Annotated in this window: 19 protein-coding genes and 3 tRNA genes; 8 read left to right on the top strand and 14 right to left on the bottom strand. The window is 42.1% G+C overall.

Annotated elements, in window-relative coordinates:
• Positions 1-164: 164 nt before the first annotated feature.
• Positions 165-1,388, bottom strand: a complete 1,224-nt coding sequence (locus tag HEQ19_03825) for a DNA double-strand break repair nuclease NurA (protein ID WYL98774.1) — start codon at positions 1,386-1,388, stop codon at positions 165-167.
• Positions 1,389-1,702: 314 nt separating this feature from the next.
• On the bottom strand, positions 1,703-2,488 hold the full coding sequence (locus HEQ19_03820; protein ID WYM03240.1) for an HAD family hydrolase: 786 nt from the start codon (positions 2,486-2,488) through the stop codon (positions 1,703-1,705).
• A gap of 1,966 nt (positions 2,489-4,454) precedes the next feature.
• Between HEQ19_03820 and HEQ19_03815 the strand changes: the two genes are divergently transcribed.
• Positions 4,455-4,826 (top strand): hypothetical protein, encoded by a 372-nt coding sequence (locus tag HEQ19_03815; GenBank protein WYL98773.1) that lies wholly within the window; start codon positions 4,455-4,457, stop codon positions 4,824-4,826.
• A gap of 1,093 nt (positions 4,827-5,919) precedes the next feature.
• Here HEQ19_03815 and HEQ19_03810 read toward each other — a convergent pair.
• The gene (locus HEQ19_03810) at positions 5,920-7,191 is read right to left on the bottom strand and encodes a hypothetical protein (protein ID WYL98772.1); all 1,272 of its coding nucleotides are present in this window, start codon (positions 7,189-7,191) and stop codon (positions 5,920-5,922) included.
• Between the two features lie 261 nt (positions 7,192-7,452).
• Here HEQ19_03810 and HEQ19_03805 point away from each other — a divergent pair, with 261 nt between their 5' ends.
• Positions 7,453-7,932, top strand: a complete 480-nt coding sequence (locus HEQ19_03805) for a hypothetical protein (GenBank protein ID WYM03239.1) — start codon at positions 7,453-7,455, stop codon at positions 7,930-7,932.
• A 117-nt stretch (positions 7,933-8,049) separates the two neighbouring features.
• Here the strand turns inward: HEQ19_03805 and HEQ19_03800 are convergent.
• From HEQ19_03800 to murA, 9 genes are all read right to left on the bottom strand, one after another.
• Positions 8,050-8,121 (bottom strand) — tRNA-Gln (locus HEQ19_03800).
• Positions 8,122-8,170: 49 nt separating this feature from the next.
• The gene (locus HEQ19_03795; protein WYL98771.1) at positions 8,171-9,379 is read right to left on the bottom strand and encodes a glycosyltransferase family 4 protein; all 1,209 of its coding nucleotides are present in this window, start codon (positions 9,377-9,379) and stop codon (positions 8,171-8,173) included.
• Between the two features lie 33 nt (positions 9,380-9,412).
• Complete coding sequence (locus HEQ19_03790; protein ID WYL98770.1) at positions 9,413-10,675, bottom strand: glycosyltransferase; 1,263 nt, start codon at positions 10,673-10,675, stop codon at positions 9,413-9,415.
• A 49-nt stretch (positions 10,676-10,724) separates the two neighbouring features.
• Positions 10,725-11,612, bottom strand: coding sequence for a glycosyltransferase family 2 protein (locus HEQ19_03785; GenBank protein ID WYL98769.1), 888 nt, complete (start codon positions 11,610-11,612; stop codon positions 10,725-10,727).
• Between the two features lie 363 nt (positions 11,613-11,975).
• Positions 11,976-12,278: a hypothetical protein gene (locus tag HEQ19_30655; protein WZI67103.1), complete on the bottom strand. Its 303-nt coding sequence runs from the start codon at positions 12,276-12,278 to the stop codon at positions 11,976-11,978.
• Between the two features lie 26 nt (positions 12,279-12,304).
• Positions 12,305-12,388: transfer RNA gene (locus tag HEQ19_03775), tRNA-Leu, on the bottom strand.
• Between the two features lie 304 nt (positions 12,389-12,692).
• Positions 12,693-13,805 carry an alpha-hydroxy acid oxidase gene (locus HEQ19_03770; protein WYL98768.1) on the bottom strand — a complete coding sequence of 371 codons (1,113 nt, stop codon included), beginning with the start codon at positions 13,803-13,805 and terminating at the stop codon, positions 12,693-12,695.
• Between the two features lie 102 nt (positions 13,806-13,907).
• Positions 13,908-14,783, bottom strand: coding sequence for a M48 family metallopeptidase (locus tag HEQ19_03765; protein ID WYL98767.1), 876 nt, complete (start codon positions 14,781-14,783; stop codon positions 13,908-13,910).
• A 95-nt stretch (positions 14,784-14,878) separates the two neighbouring features.
• Positions 14,879-16,258, bottom strand: a complete 1,380-nt coding sequence (murA, locus tag HEQ19_03760; protein WYM03238.1) for a UDP-N-acetylglucosamine 1-carboxyvinyltransferase — start codon at positions 16,256-16,258, stop codon at positions 14,879-14,881.
• Between the two features lie 357 nt (positions 16,259-16,615).
• On the opposite strand from murA, the gene HEQ19_03755 reads away from it, so the two are divergent.
• Together HEQ19_03755 and HEQ19_03750 are read left to right on the top strand one after the other, a co-directional pair.
• A tRNA-Leu gene (locus HEQ19_03755) sits at positions 16,616-16,697 on the top strand.
• An 82-nt stretch (positions 16,698-16,779) separates the two neighbouring features.
• The gene (locus HEQ19_03750; protein ID WYL98766.1) at positions 16,780-17,559 is read left to right on the top strand and encodes an RNA methyltransferase; all 780 of its coding nucleotides are present in this window, start codon (positions 16,780-16,782) and stop codon (positions 17,557-17,559) included.
• Between the two features lie 4 nt (positions 17,560-17,563).
• Here the strand turns inward: HEQ19_03750 and HEQ19_03745 are convergent, their stop codons facing one another.
• Positions 17,564-17,812 carry a hypothetical protein gene (locus tag HEQ19_03745; GenBank protein WYL98765.1) on the bottom strand — a complete coding sequence of 83 codons (249 nt, stop codon included), beginning with the start codon at positions 17,810-17,812 and terminating at the stop codon, positions 17,564-17,566.
• A gap of 689 nt (positions 17,813-18,501) precedes the next feature.
• Between HEQ19_03745 and HEQ19_03740 the strand changes: the two genes are divergently transcribed.
• The 4 genes from HEQ19_03740 to HEQ19_03725 all read left to right on the top strand — a co-directional run bounded on the left by HEQ19_03740 (position 18,502) and on the right by HEQ19_03725 (position 23,450).
• Complete coding sequence (locus tag HEQ19_03740) at positions 18,502-19,704, top strand: AAA family ATPase (protein WYL98764.1); 1,203 nt, start codon at positions 18,502-18,504, stop codon at positions 19,702-19,704.
• 311 nt (positions 19,705-20,015) lie between these two features.
• Complete coding sequence (locus HEQ19_03735) at positions 20,016-21,521, top strand: carotenoid oxygenase family protein (protein WYM03237.2); 1,506 nt, start codon at positions 20,016-20,018, stop codon at positions 21,519-21,521.
• Between the two features lie 347 nt (positions 21,522-21,868).
• Entirely contained in the window at positions 21,869-22,045 is a 177-nt protein-coding gene (locus HEQ19_03730; GenBank protein ID WYL98092.1) for a hypothetical protein, read from the top strand.
• Positions 22,046-22,133: 88 nt separating this feature from the next.
• On the top strand, positions 22,134-23,450 hold the full coding sequence (locus HEQ19_03725; protein WYL98763.1) for an aromatic amino acid transport family protein: 1,317 nt from the start codon (positions 22,134-22,136) through the stop codon (positions 23,448-23,450).
• Positions 23,451-23,553: 103 nt separating this feature from the next.
• On the opposite strand, the gene HEQ19_03720 is transcribed toward HEQ19_03725, so the two are convergent.
• Positions 23,554-24,321 carry a ChaB family protein gene (locus HEQ19_03720; GenBank protein ID WYL98762.1) on the bottom strand — a complete coding sequence of 256 codons (768 nt, stop codon included), beginning with the start codon at positions 24,319-24,321 and terminating at the stop codon, positions 23,554-23,556.
• Positions 24,322-24,340: the final 19 nt, after the last annotated feature.

The following is a 24,340-nucleotide window of genomic DNA, read 5'->3' as shown; positions in this document are numbered from 1 at the left end:
TTTTAACTTTTTTCCGGAATGAGCTAAAGGCAGGCTGTATACCATAACATACCGAACCAATTATACCTAAACCGGGGCATGACTGCTTGCTATGAAGCCCCAAACCATAACAACTCTCTCAAAGCCGCTCTAGAGTTATCTCAGAGCGGTTTTGCTCTGCTAATTTAAGCTATACTTCCCCGCTTGCGTGCTTCTTTGTAAGATGTACCGATATTTTTGATTCCGGCTTTAATCATTTGTCTTTCTAATAGCGCAAAGAAACGCGCTTTATCACCACCTCTGACTACAGCCTGATTATGCGCTTCAGCAATTGCTACAGGATAGCCATATCCTTTCTGTACTTGTGCTAGCATCAGTCCCAGTGCTTGGTCAAGCATTGCTGTATTTTGTACGACCCACGCAGGAAGTTCTATCCGCGCAATTTCGGTGCCGACATGGACATAGCAAAAGTAAATGCTTTGGTCTTCATATAATTCGAGAATGCGAGAATTACTGCGCCATAAAGGGCCGCGTTGTCCTGGTTTGAGTTGGGTTGTCCAAAGGGTAGTATCTCGCAAAGGTTCAAATATTTTACAAGGAACTTTTTCTAGCTGATTGGGGCAAAAAGTTATACAATCGGGGACGGGATGAGGACAAGCCGACAGGCGTAAAAAGTTCATGGCTTCGACGTTGCGAGCTGCGCTAAGATAACCCATTAGAGGAATTTGAGCATCACGCATCTGCTTCCATGCTTCCAAGATGGGCGGTAAAATGCGATCGCGTGCATCAAAGGGTAACTGTTCTAAAAACCAATAAATTAACGAACCATCCACCATTGCTAGGCTAGGTACTCTTGCTTTCGGGTTGCTAATAGCTGGGGTGAGATTTGAATTGTTCCCCTCATCCATCACTCCACAGGCCAGTTCTGCTAACACCGTTGTTTCGCTAGCGGTGCGACAATAACTCATCCATTCTTCAGTTCTAATTCCCCACTGCCGAGACACATATAAATCTTCTGGGCGATAAAATATTTCTGGTAAACTATCTAATAACGGGTGGCGATTTTGTCCGTAGTGCAAAACTACTCTGCCAATATTCAAGAGATAACAATAAGCAATTTCGTGGTGGTTCGGCGCAATTTGCGAACCATCGGTAGCAATCACAGTATGAATTTTGGGCGGAACAGGAATATCAATACAGGTTTCTAGTGGTTCAATGGGAGTAGCATTAGCAAAGAGAATGCGATCGCGCCATTTCTCCTGCATTTTCATCAACTCGGTTTGAGACTCGAAAGCATTTTTTAAATGTTGTTGCGCTAATTCTAAACGCTGGCGACTAGCAGCAGCTTCTAAGGTTAGATGCTGACTTAAACCCTGCATTTGTCGCCCTAGTTTTGTCAGGTCAAGCATAAAAAAGTTAGGAGTTAGGAGTAAGGAGTAAGGAGTAATGAGTAAGGAGTAATGAGTAAGGAGTAATGAGTAAGGAGTAATGAGTAAGGAGTAAGGAGTTATAGCACTTCCTATTCAGATGAGGTACAAAATTGTATCACGCGATGTAGGGGCACGGCACTGCCGTGCCCTTACCGATGTACCTCACTAGGGCGAGAAACGCTATAGGAGTAAGGAGTTAGGAGTAAGGAGTTATTTTTCCCTACGTCCCCATCATCCTCACATCCTAACCCTGGACTCTGGACTCTGGACTCTGGACTCTGGACTCTTGTTAATTAAAGCCAAGCAGAGAAATTTTTGGCAAACTGAGAAAGTGACAATAACTTAATTCGTGGATCGTTTTGAGCTGCTTTCCTTTCTGATTGGGTATTATAACCCCAGTCTGCCAAAAAAAGTTGCACGTCCTCAAGGTCTGGTTGCTTTTGGACTAACTGCAATGTCTTGAGTCTATCTTCGATAAACCATAGGCTAACTGGATTTATATCTGCTGTCTGTTTTAATTCTCGCAGAATTTCGTATTTAGGACGTTTCTCTTCTTTACCAAAAATCGCTTTTGCAGGTAAATCAACTCCTTCTTGTTGTAACAGTTGCTTAACAAAACGCCCTTCTTTGGTAGTGATGATGTATAGTTTAACTTCACTGGCAATAGTGGCTTTAATTTTTTCTACCACACCCGGATAAAATCTATGCAGATTTAGCCAACCATCTAAATCTTTGGCAATCCATTCATCCCGCAGGTTGTCTAGTTGCGCGCCAATTTCTTTGGCTTGTAGCTTTTCATGTAACAACAGTTGTGGGACAATACTCACCCATTCATGAAGAATTTTTTCATCAGCAATTCCCTCGACCAAAGCTTTGATTAAAACAGGCATTTCCCAACCTGTTTCAATTACTGGTCTAAGGCGATAAAATCTCAAAGCTAAATCATCTGGTGGTGTATCGTTAGCAGGCGACCAAAGTTGACAGTATGTACGCCATGCTACTTCAAAATATTCAATTAGTCCATCGCAAATCACTCCATCAAAGTCTAGGGCTAAAATCGTGGGACTGCTGTCGGTCATGGTTTTGAGGGGTAAAACTGCTGTTGTCAGCTTACATAACAAATTCAAATTTGGCAGTAATCTTTGTGAGTTTTTTAGAATTTCCGACTTGACTTGATTAACAATATTTGGGTTGTGCTTGGTAATAAGGTGTTACGCATTTAAATTGTATATTTCGCACTCAGGTTGTCAAAAGTCAAGAGTCCAGGGTCAAAGAATAGCTTGGACTTTGAACTCGTGACCGTGGACAGCCTATAAGCGAGAATCTTTAATCTAGGCGGGCATCAGTTTACCAAGTATACGTGTATTTTAAACATCAAATAGTATTTCTATATATAAATTTTAGTTATGAGAGTAAAATAGGCGATCGCACAATTAATGATGCGTATCCCCGACTTCTTTTGCGAAGTATTGAGTCAGGTTTTGCAAATTGCAAGTAGCATCAAAATTCATTTTTGGATCAATCGCTTTCAGTCCGGCGATTCACACAAAGCAAAAGCCCTCTGCGATAACTCTAGAGAGGCTTTGAGAGAGCAGTAAGTAAGTCGGCACGAAAAAACAAAACTATATTACTACATGTAAATATGTCCCAAATGCTTACCAATGACAAATGACAAATGACGACCAAAGCCAGTACCGTTTATTTGCGCCGACCTACTTATTGACAGCGATCGCACTTTACAGGATTATGCCATAACCACAGATCCTCCTAGGGGCGCACGCCGTGCGCTTCTACTGCGTAGTTTATTACCTATAACCTGAGTTCGACTTAAAGCCTCGTCAGGGTGCAAAGAGATTACGTTAGGGGCTTATATCGAACTCAGGTACATATAAATAAAAACCCCTGGTCAGTACCAGGGGTATCCATCTTTATTCCCTTCTATGAGGATTGCATTTACTAGAGACTGGTAGATAGGTATTCATGCAATTACTGCATAATATCAATTCTTATTTTGCAATCAAACGCCCCACGCACAAGGGGAGGTGGCTTGAAACTAGTTATACCAATTGAAAAAATCTTTGCAACACATCGATAATCTGTAGGGGCGCAAGGCCTTGCGCCCGCGCCCCTACCCTATTTGTCCCATTCTTTTTTCAAATTGGTATTAGTAGGGTACGTCAGTACCAGTAATTTCTTGGGATTTTCAGGTTTTCTCGCTCCTGACGCATCTGCACCAATGACAGAATGGCACTAAATTTAGGTGAGGATGAGGATGTTGAATAATTTTTCGCTACTTCACATCTTGCACCTTTACGCATAAACTATGAATCAACAAAAATAATGTAATTTATTTTACTTAAAATCAATATGGGTTTAAGTCCTCTGATAGAGGACTTAAGCTATGAGACCGGGACTGTAAGTCAGTGTCGGCTCTGTTCACATAGCGAAAATCTAGAAATACTTTTCGTACAGTGCATCTTCCTACAGAATGTGTTGAAATATTCTAAAATCCGATAGCAGATTCCGTGATTACGCATGAAAAAAGGCATGGGTAAGCCAAGCCTTTCTATATACCAAGCATTTACTACACTATGACTAATTTAGACCCAGCCTGACTGGATTTCATCTTCCTATAGGATGTGTGCAAATAGTCTAAAAACTGTTATGGGATAACTTGGATACACATAAAAAAGGTTTGGTTGTGAACCAAACCTTGATCATTGCTGTGCTTAACAACGTACTAGAATAATTTAGTTCCACTTTTCATCCAGTGCATCTTCCTATAGGATGTGTCCAAATATCCTAAAAAATGCTAGTACATTGCCCGGTCAATATATTAACCCTGCCCAAAAATAACCATATTAAAATATACTTTGTTGTACAGAGGTATGAAAAAGGCTTGGCGTTTAACCAAGCCTCCAGATATACCAGGTGTTTACCATATACAGCTAATTTAGATCTAGTCTGCTGATAGATCATCCGACTTTTAGGTGTGTACAAAAATTCTCAAAGCTGATACAGCATGAGCCAACAGCTTGTTTATAGTTGCGCTTTACCCGCATTTGGAACAAGTCCCATACTCGCACTCATCATAATCCCAGCCCTGAATATGCTTCGGGGATTTTTGACAGGTTATGTTTTGATTTGTGTGAAAAACCGGAATCTAGATTTTATCAGGCTTTGAGAATTGTGCTGATAAATCCCGGTTTAGCGCACTCGACATTAAGAGCGCTATTAACCCAGCTTTCCCGTAGGGTAGCGCAACTAGGAACAAATCAATTCTCCAAGCATTGTTGGTGTGGTGGACTACTAGGGGATATTTTGCAACTCGCAGACATCCTCAAGAATATTAACTTCAAAAAAGACTTTTACCCCTGTTCTGAAAATTCGCAAAATATATATATTCTCTGGCAATAAAAATACCTGATTGCTACGGTAAAGTCATGAAAAAGGCTTGGTTCATAACCAAGCCTATAGATATACCAAGTGTTTACCATATAGAGATATTTTATAAATACTAATAATTTATTTCATCTGCCTATAGGATGTGTTCAAATATGTTCAAACCTGATAATTGATTGCCTATTTACTTGTAATAAAATAAGTTATAAAAAATAACCATAAAAAAGACTTGGTTCAAAACCAAGTCAGAGATAAAAGTAGATGTTTTACCACAATTTAAATATTTATATTTAGCAATTAAGCACTGAATAGAGAAGATAGAAATATTCTTAATTCGTAAATTTACAGGACTGACCCGTCGAGGCTATTAGTGGAGAGCGGGCATAGGGCATTGGTTAATTTTTCCGGCACTATGCCCAACCCAAACCCTTGATTTTTGGTTACTCATGCGTAAGTCCTAATTTAATTAAAATAAGATGAATAAAAAAGGTTTAGCTGATACCATTTCTTCATCAGTATGCACTTACTTAAGCCTGGGTAATCAAGCTTTATTAATAGAGCCAATCCTTTCTAAGGTGTGGGCGTTATTAAGCACATTCACAGAAAATTAGTATCAGGGCTAAACCTCCAAAGAAAGCAGTTATTCGACACACCATAATTACTTTAAACTTACTCCCTCGTTAAGTCATCTTCCTATAGAAAGTATCCAAGTTTCCAGCAATATGATAGAGCATTAATCTATTAATTTTCATGGTAATTAAATTTACTCTTATGTAATTATATCAACCAAAAAATAAAATAATAAACTCAGTTATTCTTAATACTAATTATAGTATGTTTCGCCATATCTCATGTCTTTGCATCCTCCTTTCTGAAGATTGTTGAGGGGCGTAAATGTAACAAAAATTGGGGAAATAATATATGACAATACCCTTGGTGTTAAGGGTAGTTCGGTGTGCAAAAACCCCGGTTCCATAAAAGTTACCGGGGTTCTAAGTTTGTGCTTAACAGCAAGCTGGTTGGGATATCCCTAACCCCTAAGCGCCTGCGCTTAGGGGAATGTTGGCGTCAGCCAAAACTGGGTGGGGTTTTGGCTGTATTCTAAAATTTAGGCGTTTTCCGGGTCAATTTGAGCAGGACGCTCAAATTCCTGTTCGAGTAAGTCAGTTTCGCTAGAGTAGACCAAATCTTCTTTCCCGATGACCTTTTGTGCTGCAAACTGACTAGCGTAGTCAATTTTTTGCTGTAAGGTTGCATCCTGGTTTGCCAATAGTCTAGCGCGGGAAAGGCGATCGCGGTTGCGTGCAGCAATTTTGCTGTTGCGCGACTGAAGAAAGAAATAACGTACTAACGGTATCCCTAAAAAACCTGTTCCGTAAGCCAACAACAGCCAATAAATCCCTTGCACAAAAGCTACTAATCCACCTAATTCGGCGGCGACTGTACCATCTTTTAATAAACTTCCCAACACCAAAGCACCAACAAAATTGAGTACACCCAAACCAGCACTCAGCAGAATTTGTCCCGAACTGGCCGCACTAAAACGCCAGGGTAATTCTTCCAGGTAGTCTGGTAATGACTGACGACGCTTTTGGCTGGCGCTCACCTGCAACTCTGGAAAATAATATACAATCTGCCCCTCAGGACTTACCTCTGGTTGTCCGTTAAATCGTGTGAGAACAGGTAGCATATAATCTTCGTATTCTTGTTGATATTTCTCACCAATGTCATCTAGATAGGGAGAAATTTGTTCGGCGACTACTGCACCTCGATTATTACCAATCACGGTACCAATTTCTTGCCAGCGGCGGTCTTCTAAATTGGCATTAGGATTACCATCACCAAACAAAAACGAAAAGACAGCCTCAAAGAAATTCAGATTGCTTTGTTCTTGCCTTTCCCGTCGCCGTTCCTGGGAGCGGTTGTCATAATTTGGGCTAAAATACCAGAATAAATCTGGGAAAAAGAAGAAGTTACTACCTCTGGAATTATTACTGCGATTATCGTTATCTCGATCTGAGTTAGCAGCCGTGATGATAATAATGATGGTGACAGTAATTAAGGCGATGGAAACAACTAAGAAAATCCCAAAAGAAATGCGAATTAGGTAAAACAGAACACCCCAAACCTTTTTCCACCATTCCTGCAACCTTAATTGCAAATACTTATTGCGTAATATTACTCGAAAATTTTGCGGAAAAAGGTACACAATATCACCAGATTCTGCTACCTGCAAATGTCCGCCAGCATCCGACGCCAGAGCTAATAACCCAAGATTGGCCTGGGCGACATTCAATCCTGCTTGGGTCGCCACATCACCAACAGTGACACGGTAACCCAATTGTTCCACAGCTTGCATGATGGTGGGATTGGGAGCCATTGCTCTCGCCTCCTATTGAAATTTACTATCTCTTTCTTCAGTATAAAGTTTTATTTTGGGGGACTTGGTAGACTCAACAACTCAGAACTCAACTATAGTAGAATTATCAATAATCATTATTAATAAGGCTCAACAGTCAACTACCAACGTGGAGCGAATTTAATTTTTAATTTTTCATGAGAGTAGGTTTTAGTTGCCACTCTGTTCATGTTAAAATTGTTTTCCTCGGCTTGGTTAACCAGCAACTTTTCTGCCCTAAATATGGTTCAGTATACTCTCGCTCAAAGCCCAGAAATTATCCTCACTGTTTCTGGCAAAGATTCAGCCAAAGCCCGTGAAAAAGCAATGGATCAGCTGATAGAACTGATGGATGCAGGTAAGCTACCCACAGAACTAGAAGAGGGATTTGGTCCACAACAATTAATTGAAGTTAAGGAAGCAAGCATTGAGATTGCTAGCGGTGAGGATCACATTACACAAGCAGTCCAGATTCTGAGCAATCTGGCTACACTCAAGTTGAAAGTTCAAGAATCACGCGCTGAAGCACTGGAAATTCGCAAGGCGGTTGATGTTCTGTTTTGCGATCAGTCAGTGACTGAGGATGAAATTACCCGTCTCAAGGAAGGTTTTAAAGTTCTCAAAAATTTTGCTCAAGCCAATCTACGTTACCAAGAAGCGCGAGCTAAAGCAGAACAGGCGCGACAAGTTTTGGACCAAGCTTTAAAGTCGCCTGAAAATTGACGTTGTTGCAAAGACCATAGGGGTGCAAGGCCTTGCACCCCTACGCACAATCGTCGTTAGATAACTGATAGAATGGGTAAAAGGGCAGATAGATATATTAGTCTGTCCTTGAGTTAACTGGGGCGCTAGGATTCGAACCTAGGGATGGCGGGACCAAAACCCGCTGCCTTACCACTTGGCTACGCCCCAACAATTGCAATTGCACTTTAGATAATATAGCAGTCACCCTAGGGCAATGTCAATCCCTTTGTGAGTAAATTTGGAAAAAATCAGATTCTTGACCTCTACCACCAGTAGCCCGTTGATAAATGTCCATCATCTGGCGGTAATTCTGCTGTGCTGTGTACTTAGCTTCAAACTCAGCCCTTGCTTCAGGGCGCATCTGTCCAAGCAAAGCCGGATTGGTCACAGCCCACTCTACTTTGGTAGCTAAATCCTCTGGATCTCCAGGAATAAAAGTTAAACCTGTGCGACCAGAGTCTACCAATTCGGCGATCGCTCCAATGTTAGCAGCAATTACAGGAGTCCCTGTAGCAAATGCCTCAACTGCAACCCTACCAAAGGTTTCATACCATTTGGAGGGAAAAACTAAAAACGTAGCATTCCCCATGATAGCAAGCACTTCTGGCATTGGTTTGCGTCCTAACCATTCCACTTGCGGATTTTTTTTTGCTGCTTTGATTACTTCTTCTGATAAAGGTCCATCGCCAATAATCTTCAGTGGGATTTTTGCACCCAATTTTTCCCAAGCAGTAAGTAGCGTATCTAGCCCCTTTTCTTGAGAAAGTCTGCCCACAAAAAGGGCGTAACCACCACGTCCTTCTCCTACACCGGGGTCTGGATGAACAAAATTTGGCTTGACGACAATTTTCTCTGCTGGTATACCACCTTGAATCATTTTCTTTCGGGCAAACTCAGACAAGGTAATATAAATATCTACCATTTGTTTCCAGGTATTCATAGCTCGATGCACAGTCAGCATGGTGGCTACACCCGCAGAAAGGAGATTGCTGTCTCGATAGCAAGCATTAACTACACCAGGATAGGGAATAGACTTCCCCAAACAATCTTCACATACTTGCCCATCGCGAAAAAAGAATGAATTAAGACATAGCAGACGGTAATTCCGTAGAGATTGGATGACAGGGACTCCCTGTTCCTTAGCTGCGTAATAAACTGAGGGAGAAATTAAGGGAAAGAAATTTTGGACGTGAACAATATTGTACGTGGAATTTTGCAGCCGTTGTTTGACTACTTTATAGGCTTCTGTTGACCAGACTGTTCGCAATCCCACTTGCATTAGATGCAGAGAATTAACGCGAATGTTGTCTTCTTCATATAGGTCAACTTGATGTCCATTTTCTTCCAAAATCCGCCGTTCTAATAGTTGGGATTCATCTTCACCGCCACGAATTTGATATTTGTTGTGTACACTCAAAATTTGCATGATAATTATCTTAGTTGTGATTTTAAATTTAAGTTAAGGCAAATTATAAGTGTCAACATCCACAGTTGACTTCTCCGTGAGGATTGTCTCGTAAAGCTGCACCAACTCCTGACCCTTTTTTTCCCAGGAAAAGTTTTCCCTAACCCGCTTTTGCCCGGCTTGACCCATTTGTAGTCGCAGTTTTACATCATGGGACAAACGGGTCATTGCTTCGGCTAAGTCACGCACTGTTTGTTCTGGAGTATTAGCCCGAACCTTGAAGCCTGTTTCCTCAGTCACCTGTAAAGCTGGTCCTCCCAAATCTAAGCAAATTACTGGGCGACCTGCGGCCATTGCTTCCAAGCAAACCAATCCTCCAGAGTCATGGAGGCTGGGATGAAGCAATACATGACATTCACTGAGTTTACTTAAAGTTTCATCCCTTGACTGCTCACCCCAAAATTTGACACGTTGGGTAACATTAAGTTTCTCCGCCAGGGTTTGCAGTCTTTCTTTCTCCGGTCCTTCTCCCAAAATCCAGTAATCAGCATCATCGGGTAAATCTGCCATAGCAAAGGCTTGCATTCCTAAATGAAGTCCTTTCCAGTGCAGTAGTCTTGCCATACTGATGAAACGCACCGGCGAACTGTTAGTTATATTATCCTGGACTAGGCGTTTAATCTCCTCCGGTGATAGACCCAGCGCTGAAATTACCTCTACATTTCTTGCGTTCATTTGATACAAGCGTTTAGCTGTATCATCAGTTGTTGCCCGTACTAAAATACTCCGTCGCGCAGTCAAGCGGGTAAACGGATCAATCTCACCTAGCCTCTGACCCAAAGTTCGCAAAATTTCAAACACTTTACCGCGCCAGCTGAAATCTTGCCAAAAGGGTTTGGGTGCAGATTCTCCCCCTCCAACTGGACCCCAAATAAAGGGAACTGGTAACAGGGAAAGAAAGCTGGGAGTTGAGTATTTGACGTAAGTTACATGATGTACAATGTCAAAACCAATTTCATTATGTAATGGTCTAGCTTTGAAGTATGCACTCAATTGCCACAAGTAATAGTGAGGTAGTTTAGTTGCTTTCCACCAGCCAGCCCACTGGGGTGGATCGCAGTACACAAAATGAATTCCAGAGATAGGATTTTTGCTCAATTCCGCTTCAATACTTGAGCGATTATCTTCTCTGGTTAACACCCATACCTGGCAATATTTTGCTAATTCTATAACTGTGTTCCAACCAACTCCAGGTTCTGAACCCATATTTGGTCTACAGGCGTAGGCAGAAATTAGGACTTTTAATTTTTTACTCATAATATTATTCAGCCGCCCACACAAATAAAATAAGATAAAATATATAACCTTAGCTAGAGACATTACCGTAGTATGTAAAAAATTGATATTTAGCCCAATTTGCTAGCCAAGCAATTACCTTGAGTGAGAACAGTAGCGAACCCAATAGTATGCCGTATTTTTCTGTATGGCGATAAAATTGCGTTGGTAAGCGATAGGGAGATTTTTTATTCCAGAACAAACGCTGAAAAGTTTCCGCAAATGTCAATTGAGGATGAAAATAGTGTTGAAATTTGATTGTTATCCGCACACCTCCAACTAGATTGACTTTCGCATCTCCCAGCAGACAAGCCCTAAAACCAGCGCGAGTTGCTCTGAGCAGGTACATATCATCTCCTGCGTAGTGGGGATATTTGCTTGCATCTGGATAACCAATTTTGTCAAAGACTGCAGATGGTATACCGACACACCAGCCAGACATCCCATCCACAGAAATGACTTCGCCAGGACTAGCCGCGAAGACTTGTCGTCCGCGAAAACCGTTTTTGGCGGGTATAGAAGAGTTATCGTCAGCCATATAGCAAGTAGGCGCGACGATTGTATCTGGATGTGTCTGCATATACTTAACCATCAGTGGTAAAGTTCCTGGTTCAGGTAAGCAGTCATCATTCAGCCAGAAAATATATTCTGCGCCTTGCAAAGAAGCATACTGCATTCCTAAAGCCATAGCTCCTGTCCACCAAAGTTCTCCATTGCCGGGTAAAATCTTTACATCTGGATACAGAGAATGAATCGCTTCGGCACTGCCATCAGTGGAAGCATCATCCACAATTACTACCTGATAATGTTGGATATCACCGCACTTCTGGAGATTTTCTAAACAAGCTAATGTTGTATTTTTGCGATTGTGGACAGGTATAATGATGTACACGACTTCTTTTGCAGTTTTTTCTAGCATAGTAGGATTTTTTTTCAAGCAATAAAGTTAAATGTTCATAAAATCCATTCATCTGTTAATTTGAGTACATTTATTAGACATTCAAACAGGAACATTCACTTATAATTAAAACAGCTTTACCAGTAAAATTTTTACTGTTTTTATATCTCCAAAATTACTTTGTAATGTATTTTATTTTACATAATATATCAATATTTTTACAATCTAGATGACAAAATTCATAGTTACTTCATAAGTAAACTACTGCTTCTTCATAGAAGCATTACAATTTATCTATTTATTGTTACGTAATAATACTTGAGCCTCAGAAAAACCCTGTTAGGTAAACTACTACTCCCGAACCGCCAGAATATTACCTATTATTTAATTAACCGCAGAGGCGCAGAGGACACAGAGATCAGAGCTAGACAGATTTAAGTAACCTTCCGCTGGAAATGGAGTAAGTTTTGATACTTTTTTCCTGTAAGAGAAACCAAAAAAATAGGGGAAGAAAATATTTTCCTCCCCATGCTTGTTATTTTTCCTGTTATCTGGTTTGTTCGCATCCTTCAATCTTTGTCGCAACATTTGCCTTTGTTTTTTCAGTTGTCGCTTTCTGGCAGAACCGCCTTTGCCTTTATCATTCCTGCCTTCCCGGCGAGGAGATTCCCATCTTTTTAGTCGCATTGTTTTGCTCTCTCTATTTAAAATAGTGGGCAGGAGGAGAATCGAACTCCTATGACCGCAAGGTCGCCACATTTTGAGTGTGGTGCGTCTACCAGTTTCGCCACCCGCCCTTGGGTGCAACTTTTTCAGTATACTCTATTCAGCAATTTTTTGGCAAGCATAAATATTTTTTTCTCACTTATAGGACTTACTCTCCGGGCACAATAATAATTGTAGGGTGCGTGACGCAGCGATAAATATTGTACGTAGTCACAAGACTTGTGGCGTCACGCACCATTCTTTAAATGTGACACGGAAGTAAGTCCTGACTTAGTACACTAAACTAGTAGTCTGTCAATTTTGTTTTGAGGGATTTTTGGTAGTGTGAGCGTCTCGCTCACGCGGGCAAGATGCCCGCACTACAGTCCATCATTTTTATCTTGACAGAGTACTAGGGTCGATATCTTGTAGTTTACTGCAGCCACTCAGAGCCATTGCCACGCTTAACTCATCTTGTAACAGCGATATGATATGGGATACGCCTGGTGCGCCTGCTACGGCGAGTCCCCATAAAATAGGTCGCCCAATCAGTACGGCTTTTGCGCCTAATGCTAAGGCTTTGAGAATGTCTGTACCCCGGCGGATACCTCCATCCAATAGCACTTCTACTCTATGATCCACGGCTGTTACTATTTCAGGTAGGGCATCTATTGAGGCGATCGCACCATCTAATTGTCTGCCTCCATGATTAGAAACTACAATTGCTTTGGCGCCATACTCTACAGCCCGCACTGCATCATCTAAGCGTAAAATGCCTTTGAGTACTAAGGGTAGTCCAGAGATGGACTGTACCCATGCCAAATCTTGCCAAGTTATCGCTGGGTTTAACTGCTGGGCAAAATAGGTAAATAAGCCGGATTCTCCTTGTTGATGGGGAATGTCTAATTGTGATATAGTAGAAAGGTTAGCCGCGTGTAACCCTGGTGGTAAGGTAAATTCGTTACGCTGATCGCGCTCGCGACGACCGAGAACGGGAGCGTCTACGGTTAGACAAAGTGCTTTGTAACCTGCAGCTTCAGCCCTTTCTACTAAGGCGCGAGTCAATCCCCGGTCTTTATGGATGTAAAGCTGGAACCATTGTAGGGCATTGGGAAAATTGTCCCGGGTTTTTGCCACTTCTTCAATGCTTTTAGTAGCCAAAGTACTTAATACCATACCCACACCTGCTGAGGCTGCTGCTATGGCTGTGGCGAGTTCTCCCTCTTGATGGGCTAGACATTGAAACGCCATCGGTGCAATTAGTAGAGGCAGTTGCAGCGGTTGTCCTAAAATGGAGGTGTTGAGATGGCGATCGCTCACATCTACTAATATCCGAGGTCGCAGCTTGATTTTCTCAAAAGCAGCACGATTATCTCGTAAAGTCAGTTCATCAAGCGCACCACTGCTGTAGTAATCAAACGCTATCTGGGAGAGATATTCTGGTGCTAGTTTTTCGTATTCAAATAAGTTAATGGGTTGGAAGTGATTGTCTTTGGCTACAAATGTCATGCTGGCGGTTGTTATTTAACCAATGGGGTGTTTTTTTGCTGCGCCCAGCATTATGGTAAATCAATTTGAGCCGGTGCGATCGCCTCATTCTTTAATCTCAGTCTACCAGTTTCGCCACCCGCCTTGAGGTGCGACTTGATCAGTAGACTTAAGTCCGTGAGTTTGTAATAATGATTGATATTCTTTGCTGCTTGCCCAGCGGTCAATTTCTCGCGCCCGCAATACTGGTACTGGATGAGTTAATTGGGCTGTGCGGGCAACTTTGACCATTTCACCGAGTTCGCTCTTGCTAATATCATCGTAAGCGCGGGCTTGAGCAACGAAGGCATCGAGGTTAAGTTGTGGTGCTAAGGTGGGGGAACCTCCCGCCAGTTTCATTAAAACTGACATGACAACTTTGGGGTTTTGGGTGGCTAACAATGCGGCGCGATCGCAGGTAAATTCTGCACAGCGTACCCATTCCAAAAGTTGTGTCTGAATTGCTTGGGCAAGCACCGCGCCAACGTTTGGTAAAATTGCTGTAGCTAATATTAGTAAATTTACGGGCGTTAAGTAAACGCTGTGGTCGCACTTGAGATGCCCTAATTCATGGGCGATTACCGCCTGAATTTCTTCTGGTGTGAGAATTTCTATGAGGGAGGTGTGCAGCACAATAAAAGGTTGCTTACCCCGCATGGCAAAGGTGTAGGCGTTGGGGGCAGGATGTTGCCGAATATACAACTGTGGAGGATCGATATCTAATATTTTGCAGGCTTCTAACAACAGCTGATGTAAATCGGGTAGCTGTTTTTCACCCACCAGGACACTGGAGGCAATATTTTCTACATAGAAAACCTGCTCGGCCATTGGACCGAGCCAATTTCGCACCAACATATCTAGTCCGGGAATCTGTTTAAGAGTTTTGGTAGCTTCCAGGTCTAATGGATGACGAAATGAGTCTGCTTTTAAACCGATCAGGGAAGTTTTAAACAAGGACATGGTGCAGCCAGATGGAAAGACAAAATATTAACAGGCGATCCTTCCTTGATTATAGTATAACCAGAATTAGGTAGGGCTGATGCCCCACCTAACTACTAAGTTGAAATCGACGCTGAGGGAGTACTAGCGTTGGGTGTCAATACAGTTTCTGTCGGTGGTTCGTTCACACGGAGAATTTTTGCACCCAATTGCTGCAATTTGATATCGAGTCGATCATAACCACGATCAAGGTGGTTTAATCCCTGAATAGTGGTTTTGCCTTCGGCTGCGAGTCCGGCGATGACTAACGCTGCTGAGGCTCGCAAGTCCGTGCCTAATACGGGTGCGCCTGACAACATGGGCACTCCCCGGACAAAGGCCGCGTTACCTTTGACACGAATATCTGCCCCTAGGCGATTTAACTCGGATGCATGACGCAAGCGATTTTCAAAGACAGATTCGTTAATCAGACTGTCGCCTTGGGCTAATGTCAACAAAGCCATAAATGGTGCTTGCATATCCGTAGGAAAGCCTGGATGAGGCAAGGTTTCAATATCCGTAGCTCTGAGGGTTTGTGCTGGTAAGATGCGTAAAAGGTTGGGTGCTTCCTCAATTATGGGTACGCCAATATCGCGCAGCTTGGCAATTACTGGGGTTAAATGATCGGGTACGACAGGTCCTAGGGTTAGTTCTGAGCGAGTAATAGCTGCAGCGACTAAAAACGTTCCCGTCTCAATGCGATCAGGAATAATGTTGTATTCCACAGAATGCAACTTAGGAACACCTTCAATTGTAATCGTACTAGTGCCAGCACCCTGAATCTTGGCACCCATCTTGTTGCAGAAATTCGCCAAATCTACTACTTCTGGTTCCCGTGCGGCATTTTCAATGGTGGTTTCTCCTTCTGCTAGAGTCGCCGCCATCATTAAGGTTTCCGTCGCTCCCACGCTAGGACTGTCTAGGTAAATCTTCGCACCTTTTAATCTATTATTAGTACCAGGGACATAGGCATGACAAATGCCATGCTCAATTTGCACCTCAGCACCCATTGCTTGCAGTCCCCGGACGTGTAAATCAACTGGTCTAGCCCCAATAGCACAACCACCTGGTAACGGCATATGCACCTCTCCTAGCCGTGCCAGAATCGGTCCTATGGCAAAAAAACTTGCCCGCAGTTGTGTCACCAATTCGTAGGGAGCTTTTGATGTTTTAATTTCCCTAGCATCGATATCTAAACTTTCGCCGTTTCGTGTTAGCCCCACACCCAAAGCCAATAAAACTTGACTCATCCGTTCCACGTCCGCTAATAAGGGAACATTGTCGATATGACAGTCTCCCGAACATAGCAAAGTTCCAGCCATGATTACCAGTGCCGAATTTTTGGCTCCGCTAATTTTGACATGACCGCCCAAACGATGCCCACCCCAGATTTGCAAGACTAAGGAGTCTGCTTCTGGAGAAGTGTTCGCATCTGGTAAGCTGCTAGAAGGATTAATAAGCCTACCTCCAAAATAAATATGTCAATTTTAATGGGTTGAAGTTGGTTTTGATTCTACAGTAAAGAATTCATTTGTCTACATTTTGTCGCTACATATTGTCTGGGTAATTGATGGTTTACGATGGGATATACGCCTAAAGCCTAGTATCAGTAAGCATTTTGGGGATTTAAAAATTTCTGCTAAATATTCTGATAAACCCTGGTTATTGGCAAATATCAATACTCAGTAACCCCAGGGCAGAGTTCTTGAGGAACTAGATGGGGGAATGGGGGAATTGCTGAGTATTGAATAGAGGACTTGACAAGCATAGATAAATAAGCAATAATTGTAAATCGTGGATATAGTTCGATGCCAGCGGAACTGGCGGAATTGGCAGACGCGCTAGATTCAGGTTCTAGTGCCGCAAGGCTTCCGGGTTCAAGTCCCGGGTTCCGCATGTCTAAGTTAGGAGTTAGTAGTGAAGAGTGAATTCGGTTTCTTTCAACTGCTAACTCTTAACTCCTAACTCAATAGTTTTAATGTTGACAAGTTTACAAAACCCCCTAGTCAAGCAAATCCGCAAACTGCACTCCAGTAAAGAACGGCGCAAGCAAGAGTTATTTTTATTGGAAGGGACACACCTTTTGGAGGAAGCCTGTGCGGTGGATTATCCGCTAGCGGTGGTGTGTTGTACCCCAGAATGGCAAATAGCCCATGCTTCACTGTGGGAAGTAGCTAGTAGCCAATGTGAACGGGCAGAAATTGTCAGTCAGGAAGTAATAGAGGCGATCGCTACTACAGTACAACCAGATGGTGTCGTGGCGACAGCAAAACGGGGCGAGATTCAAACCCAAGTGCCTTTTACTGGTTTAGTCCTAGCCTTGGAAACTGTACAAGATCCAGGCAATTTAGGTACAATTATACGCACAGCAGCAGCGGCTGGAGCATCTGGTTTATGGCTGAGTGGCGATAGTGTAGATTTAGAGAATCCCAAAGTGCTGCGTGCTTCTGCTGGTCAGTGGTTTCGCCTACAGATGGCGGTAACAGAAGATTTAACCGCTACAGTCCAACAAAGTCAGCAAGCCGGAATGCAGGTAATAGCGACCTTGCCGAGTGCAACTTTAACTTACTGGGAAGTAAATTGGCGAAAACCTAGTTTGATTTTACTAGGAAATGAAGGTGCTGGTTTATCGCCCGATTTAGCCGCGATGGCAGATTTACAAGTGCAAATTCCCCTCAGTCCAGGGGTAGAGTCATTAAATGTGGCGATCGCATCTGCTTTAATGTTATACGAAGCCCAGCGGCAAATGAGAGGGTAATTCGTTACTCCTCACTGCTCACCCTTTTTGTTTCCAGATATTGTTCAATATCAGCAACTGCGTCCTCAAAAGCCGCTAGATCAATTGCTGTGAAATCTTCCTCTACCTCGACATTGGTGGCGCTACCAATATTTAATTCTGGCGTTTGCTCCTGTTGAGTCTGATTGTCTTCCAACATCTGTTGCAATTGGTCGAGGGATTCCTGAAAATCTTTAGCGGCTGTGTGGCGCTGTTGTTGCTGATTTGGCTCCATAATCTTAAATTACCGCCCTACAGGTAAATTTAACATGATAGTTTCGACTATCTGCAAAAAAAAGGGGATGGATATTAGTGTATCAACTTTACCGAAAGCTTGGGTCTAGAGCCGCCGTTCTTCTAGGACGGCTTTTTGGTAAAATAGTGGCAACAGGCAACTGACAATTCAAAAAAATATCCAATTTGTAGGGTGCGTCACAAAAACCAGACCACTGATGTGCTATTAAGGTTTTCGGTCTGACGCAGCCTACGCCCTACTAATAATCTGTCCCAATTAATTTTGATGGGTTGTTCGTAGTTACGTTACCCTACGGGTAGTGCAACTACGAACAAATCAATTCACCAAGCATTGTTGACTTGAAGGACTACTAGTTCCTACGGAAAAATCAGGTTTTCAGCTTGAAGGTGCAATTTGGAATGTGATTAACTATACTTGTAATTTAGCTCAGTTCAGTTTCAGAAATTCTGAATGGCAAATCCAAAACTCAAAATGACTTGACAGAGTTGTAATTTACATACTACACTGTAATACATAAAGAAATAAATTAGCTTTCACAGCATTTAAGTACCCTAAGAAGATGTGATGACGATTTAGACGCAATTAAGTTATATATATTTACGATCAAACTTTTTGATAATCTCCTACGTCACAATAGAAAAACTCAATCACGGCTGCGAACAGAAAATATGAATTTTGATAATTTTAGAAGTAACGAAAGCACACCTACGAATAACAACCGTCAAAGCTTAATTGCTAGCGGTTGGCGACCATTGCAGCGTGACTTCGATTGGCAATATTTCTGTGAGGTTATAACTCATGATACCCAGGAGTTAAGCCAAAAAACTATTAATTTAGCGAGTTATTATGCTGATGCTTTAGCGAGACGAGATTATAGTTGGTGGGCAAATTTATTAAATGTAGCTTCCGACTACACTCGTGGTGAATTGCAAAAATATTGGAATTTTATTACACCAGATCCGCTGACGCCAGATAATCGTTACAAAGACGTTTTGAGTACAGAAACGCCGATTGTTCAATTTGTCAGCCGTGAGAGTATTCCTATTGATTATGTCCTGAATAGACTGCAAGAAATTACTGTATTACGAATTTTGCAATTATTGGAACAACCCGATATTATTACCCAATATTACCTAGAGAGAGATTTTTATTTGCCAAAAGAGAAATTTGTGAATTGGGAACGCTTAGACGTGATTAATACTGTTTATGCTTACTGGTCACAGCAAGATGTTTGGCTACAAATTGACCCTTATGATCGTGGACGGCGACAATATACTTTAATGTCCAAGAATCTAGCACCACTAATTAACAAAGCTAATTACGATTTAGCGGTAATGCTGAGTGGATATCAAAGCCGTGTGGGGAAGGTTCACAGTCAATTTGCGATTCGGAGTTTCCCAGAAAATATTCAAAACTTCACTGATACAGTACAACAAGCGGTGATGAATCAAAACCAGTTAGCGGTTTTGGTACACGGAGAACCTGGTACAGGTAAAACGGTATGGACACAGGCAGTAGCGAAAGAAATTCTTGTACCATTAGGGTATGTAATTTTTATTTTAGATCATGATGCGATCGCCAACTTTGTCCCACCAACTTATCTAGAGCGGATTTGTATCATTATCAACGAAGCTGATAACTTAGCACAAAATCGCGCTTCGGAAGTAGCACAATACAATAATAAAACGGAACACATTCTCAGTTTGCTGGATGGGACTTTATACCAAAGTGTGATTGATGAATCGGGGATTCAGATAAAACAGCGTTTAGTTATTTTGATGACTTGCAATACTACCGAAAGATTAGATCCAGCAATTTTACGCAAGGGGAGGGTAGATTTGATGTATGAGTTTACCCTGCGTTATGTATGAAAAAGCTCTTTATCTCTTAGCTCTTAGCCTTAGCAGGGGAGAAAAACCACCCTGATTGGGGTGGGGTTTCTAGCATTGGAGCGATATGACGCCAGTCCGCTCAAGTGGGGAGACCCGCCCATGTGGCTCCTCAACTTGGGAAAACCCCTTGTGTTCTTATACAATTTCACCAAAACATAGATTGCCCATAAAGCCAAGGCAATGCTGTGCCTTTACGGGCAATATATATATATGTATCATATTTAAAGTATTGCCAACGCATAGCGTCTGTGTAGGACACGCTGAACGTTGACAACCATAGGGGAAAATATATGTACCAGTTAAACACGATGCAGAATTTAAAAAACCAAGAAAAGTCGTACACGCGTGAAGATTGGCAAGGAGGATATCAATCCCTTAAGCAAGAATTTGACTATTCGATTGACGATATAGAAGGAAAAATACCTCCAGAACTGGAAGGGACACTATTTAGAAACGGACCTGGATTACTTGATGTCAACGGACAAAAAATTCAACATCCTTTTGATGGTGATGGTATGATTAGCCGCATCACCTTTGTTGATGGTCGAGCGTACTTTTGCAACCGCTTTGTCCGTACAGAAGGTTACTTAGCAGAACAGAAAGCTGGAAAAATTCTTTATCGTGGTGTATTCCGTACACAAAAACGAGGCGGTTGGTTAGCTAATATTTTCGACTTTAAACTTAAAAATATTGCCAATACAAATGTTATTTATTTGGGTGACAAGCTTTTGGGACTATGGGAAGCAGCAGAACCCCATCGCCTTGATCCTCGAACCTTAGAAACTTTGGGAAAAGAATATTTTGATGGAGTTTTATCAAGTGGTGAAGCTTTTGGCGCACATCCCCGGCTTGACCCCAGTTGTCAGCAAGATGGGGGTCAATCTTGCTTAGTCAACTTCTCTATTAAACCGGGACAATCTACCACAATTACAATTTTTGAGTTGAACCTAGCAGGGAATGTGGTCAGAAAACAAGTTCATCACGTTCCGGGATTTTGTTTTATTCACGATTTTGTCATCACTCCCAATTACTGCATTTTCTTTCAGAATCCTGTTGCTTTTAATCCTTTACCCTTCGTCTTGGGAATGCGTAGCGCAGCAGAATGTATTAAAGTCAAGCCAAATCAACCCACGCGAATTATTGTAATTCCTCGTTTTCCCCAGACAAAGCAAACAGGAATAAAAACTTTAGAAACTACATCAGGTTTTATTTTCCATCATGTAAATGCTTTTGAGATGGGTGATGAAATTATTGTAGATTCCATTTGTTACGACTTTTTACCAGAGTTAGCGCCAGAAAGTGATTTTTGCCAAGTTGATTTTGAAGCACTTGCTCCAGGACAAATTTGGCGATTTCATCTCAACCTCAATGATGGAAAAGTACAGCAAAAATTAATTGAAGAACGCTGTTGTGAGTTCCCCACTATCCATCCGGCGAATGTGGGACGCTCCTATAGATATCTATACATAGGTGCCGCTCATGCTAGCATTGGAAATGCTCCCTTGCAAGCGATTTTGAAGCTGGACTTGGAAACAGGAGAAAGACTTGTGTGGAGTGCAGCACCCCGTGGTTTTATGGGTGAACCTATTTTTGTTCCGCGTCCAGGTTCTCAAACAGAAGATGATGGCTGGCTGTTGGCTTTGGTTTATGATGCGGCGTATCAGCGTTCAGATGTAGTAATTTTGGATGCTAGGGATTTAAAACAAAGTCCTATTGCTCGACTGCACCTAAAACATCATATCCCCTATGGTTTGCACGGTAGCTTCTCCTCCAAGGTATTTTTGGCACAGCGATAATTTCCACCCTCAACTATCACCGAATTTTGGATTTTAAATTTTGGATAATGGAATTGAAGATTCAAAATCCAGAATTTAAAACCGACTTATATCTCACATTCCGCACCCTCAACTGTCACAATCGGTTTTTACCGTTTTGTATAAGGAAATAAAGCTATCTAATATACTTAAGCTCCTTATATTAACGGATAAAGCTGACTTTAAAAGCATAATTTATAACTAAAAAAATATAATTATCTGCGTGATTATGCTATGTGACACCCTAGGGTGCGGAATGTGGGTTATATCATGTCCGCTAAATTACCCATCAGGACTTACGCACTAGGCTATTCGTGGAGATAGGCCTTGTGGGTATTGATGAATTTTCGATAGGTCTTGACTTGGAAAAGATCCTCTTAGCGATCGCCACCGATTTTCGCGATGTGATTTCTGCAGTTTTGGAACGCCATCTGGATCTCAACGAGGCCAAACTGAATCAAATTTTGCCCAATTATATTCCAACTCAAAAATTGACATTCATCTGAGGGCTGAAAAATCAGTCAATCTGGGGTTTTTGCTAAGATTATTTACAGAAGTTAACATCTTGTTCTCAGTTGAGGCGCATATTGCAGCATGACCCCTATTAAGACTGTTACGTCAAATCAAGAAGTCACTCGATTTTTTTCCAATATCGAGTTAGATGGAAATCAGCTGAGTCATCAACCAGGTAGTGTGTTAGGAACCACGGCGCTGATTGCGGGAACCACGGTTGGTGCTGGGATTCTGGCGCTACCTGCAGTTACTCTGCCTTCTGGGATTTTACCATCCACAGTTTTGCTGATAGGTATTTGGCTTTACACTATAGTTTCCGGTCTGCTGATTGTTGAGGTGACTGTCAACGGGATGCGTCTGGTGGGGCGTCCGAGTGTCGGTTTTATGGGAATGGTTGAGCAAAGCCTTGGTAAGCTGGGAGCGCTAATCACCACTGCTGCTTATTTGTTCTTGCACTATGCCCTGTTGGTAGCATACATTGCCGAAGGTGGAGATATTTTAGTATCCGCAATTTCCCAAGTGTGGAAGGTAGAAAATGGTATACCTGCTTGGGTGGGAACAGCTACTTTCACGCTTTTATTTGGTGGAATTATGTATCTTGGGCGAGAGAGATTTGTCGCCAAATTCAATAACGTCTTGGTCGCCATTGTTATAGCGTCGTTTTTAGGATTATTATTAGTCGCAGGTGGCCAAGTCAAGAGTACACAATTATTATTTCAGAACTGGAGTAGCCTGGGAAGTGCGGTATCGGTTATGTTTGTAACGCTATATTACCATAACATTGTCCCAGTGGTTGTGACTCAACTCGAAGGAGATACCCGCAAGATTCGCCAGTCAATTATCATTGGTTCTGGGATTCCCTTAATCATGTTCCTGTCCTGGAATGCGGTAATTTTGGGTAGCATCAATCCCGATATGATAAACAACGCTTCTGGGGTCAGAACTGTGTTAGACCCATTGCAAATTCTACGAGCAGGTGGTGGGGGAGAATGGTTAGGAGTGCTAGTTTCCATTTTTTCAGAGTTTGCGATCGCCACATCCTTCATTGGATTTATGTACGCTTTTGTGGATTTCTTCCAAGAAATTTCTCCGATTGCAAAGATGGAAACGGGTAATCGTCTGTCACTTTTTTCGATGATTCTTTTACCTTCTATGAGTTTTGGGGCGATCAATCCTAGCATTTTCTTTACAGCCCTAGATTACGCTGGCACCTTCAGTATTTCAGTTTTAACCGGAATCATACCTGCGTTGATGACTTGGAAGCAACGGGATGAGGATAAAGATTCAAATCAAATAACTCAACCCCTTGTCCCTGGTGGTAAGGTGACACTTGTTGTGATGATTGTCATTGCCTTTGCAATCATTATGAAACAAATTCTGTTATTTTGTGGCATTTAAAATCACTGTTGATTGTTATAGCTAGGGACTAGGGAAAGAGGGGAATGACATCAAGGATTTCAGCATTCCCTATTCCCTCAACCCTCAACCCTATTGATGTGCATTAAACGTTAACCTTAGCCTTTGACAAAATGCCATTTTCATCTTCATCAAATTGCTGATGAACGGCGTCCCAAGCAGCTTGTTCGGCAGTTAACTCGTCACCTGTTTGATTTAATACAACGTTATGGCGCTCAATGAATGTGCGTTGAGCTTCTGGTGAAAGATGAGCGCGAACTTCAGGAGACAAATCTTCTGGGCTATTACAATGACCAGGACAAGAACGAGCTAAAGCTTTGTCAATGGTATTAATTTCTTCAGCACCAGCACTTTCGAGGAGCAGTTGAAATTCTCCAGAGCGATCAATCGGAACTTCTATCATTAATAAAAATTCGCCAGCTTGTAAGCGGGTTTGGTAGACTGCAGCTTTATCTTCAGGCATACCCAAGGTAGTCAAAACCGATACTAGACCCGCACCGGCACTACCTGCGATCGCTCCACTAGCAGCCCCAAGCAATATTGCAGTAATTGGACCTGCTGCGACAATCGGACCGACAAAGGGAATGAACAGTACGCCTACACCTGTGAGCAGACTGAGAAATGAACCAAACAAGGAACCAAAAATTGCCCCTGTTCTCAATCCTCCCAGAATCACGTCTCTCTTACTAATAAAGCCAGTAATTCGCGTTTCTGATTGGAAGTTTCTGCCTAAAACTGAAATATTATCTCTAGGCACACCTCTATCTAATAACCGTCGAATCACATTATCAACTTGCGTTTGTTCTTTAAATACAGAGGAGATGGTACGTTCTGCTTGATAAACTTCTGGCACTTGAGTACTCCTTTGGCGA

It is taken from the genome of Gloeotrichia echinulata CP02 (assembly GCA_038087035.1).
GTDB lineage: Bacteria > Cyanobacteriota > Cyanobacteriia > Cyanobacteriales > Nostocaceae > Gloeotrichia > Gloeotrichia echinulata.
Note: the sequence above shows the minus strand (reverse complement) of the source record. Positions and strands in the feature narration are given on the sequence as shown.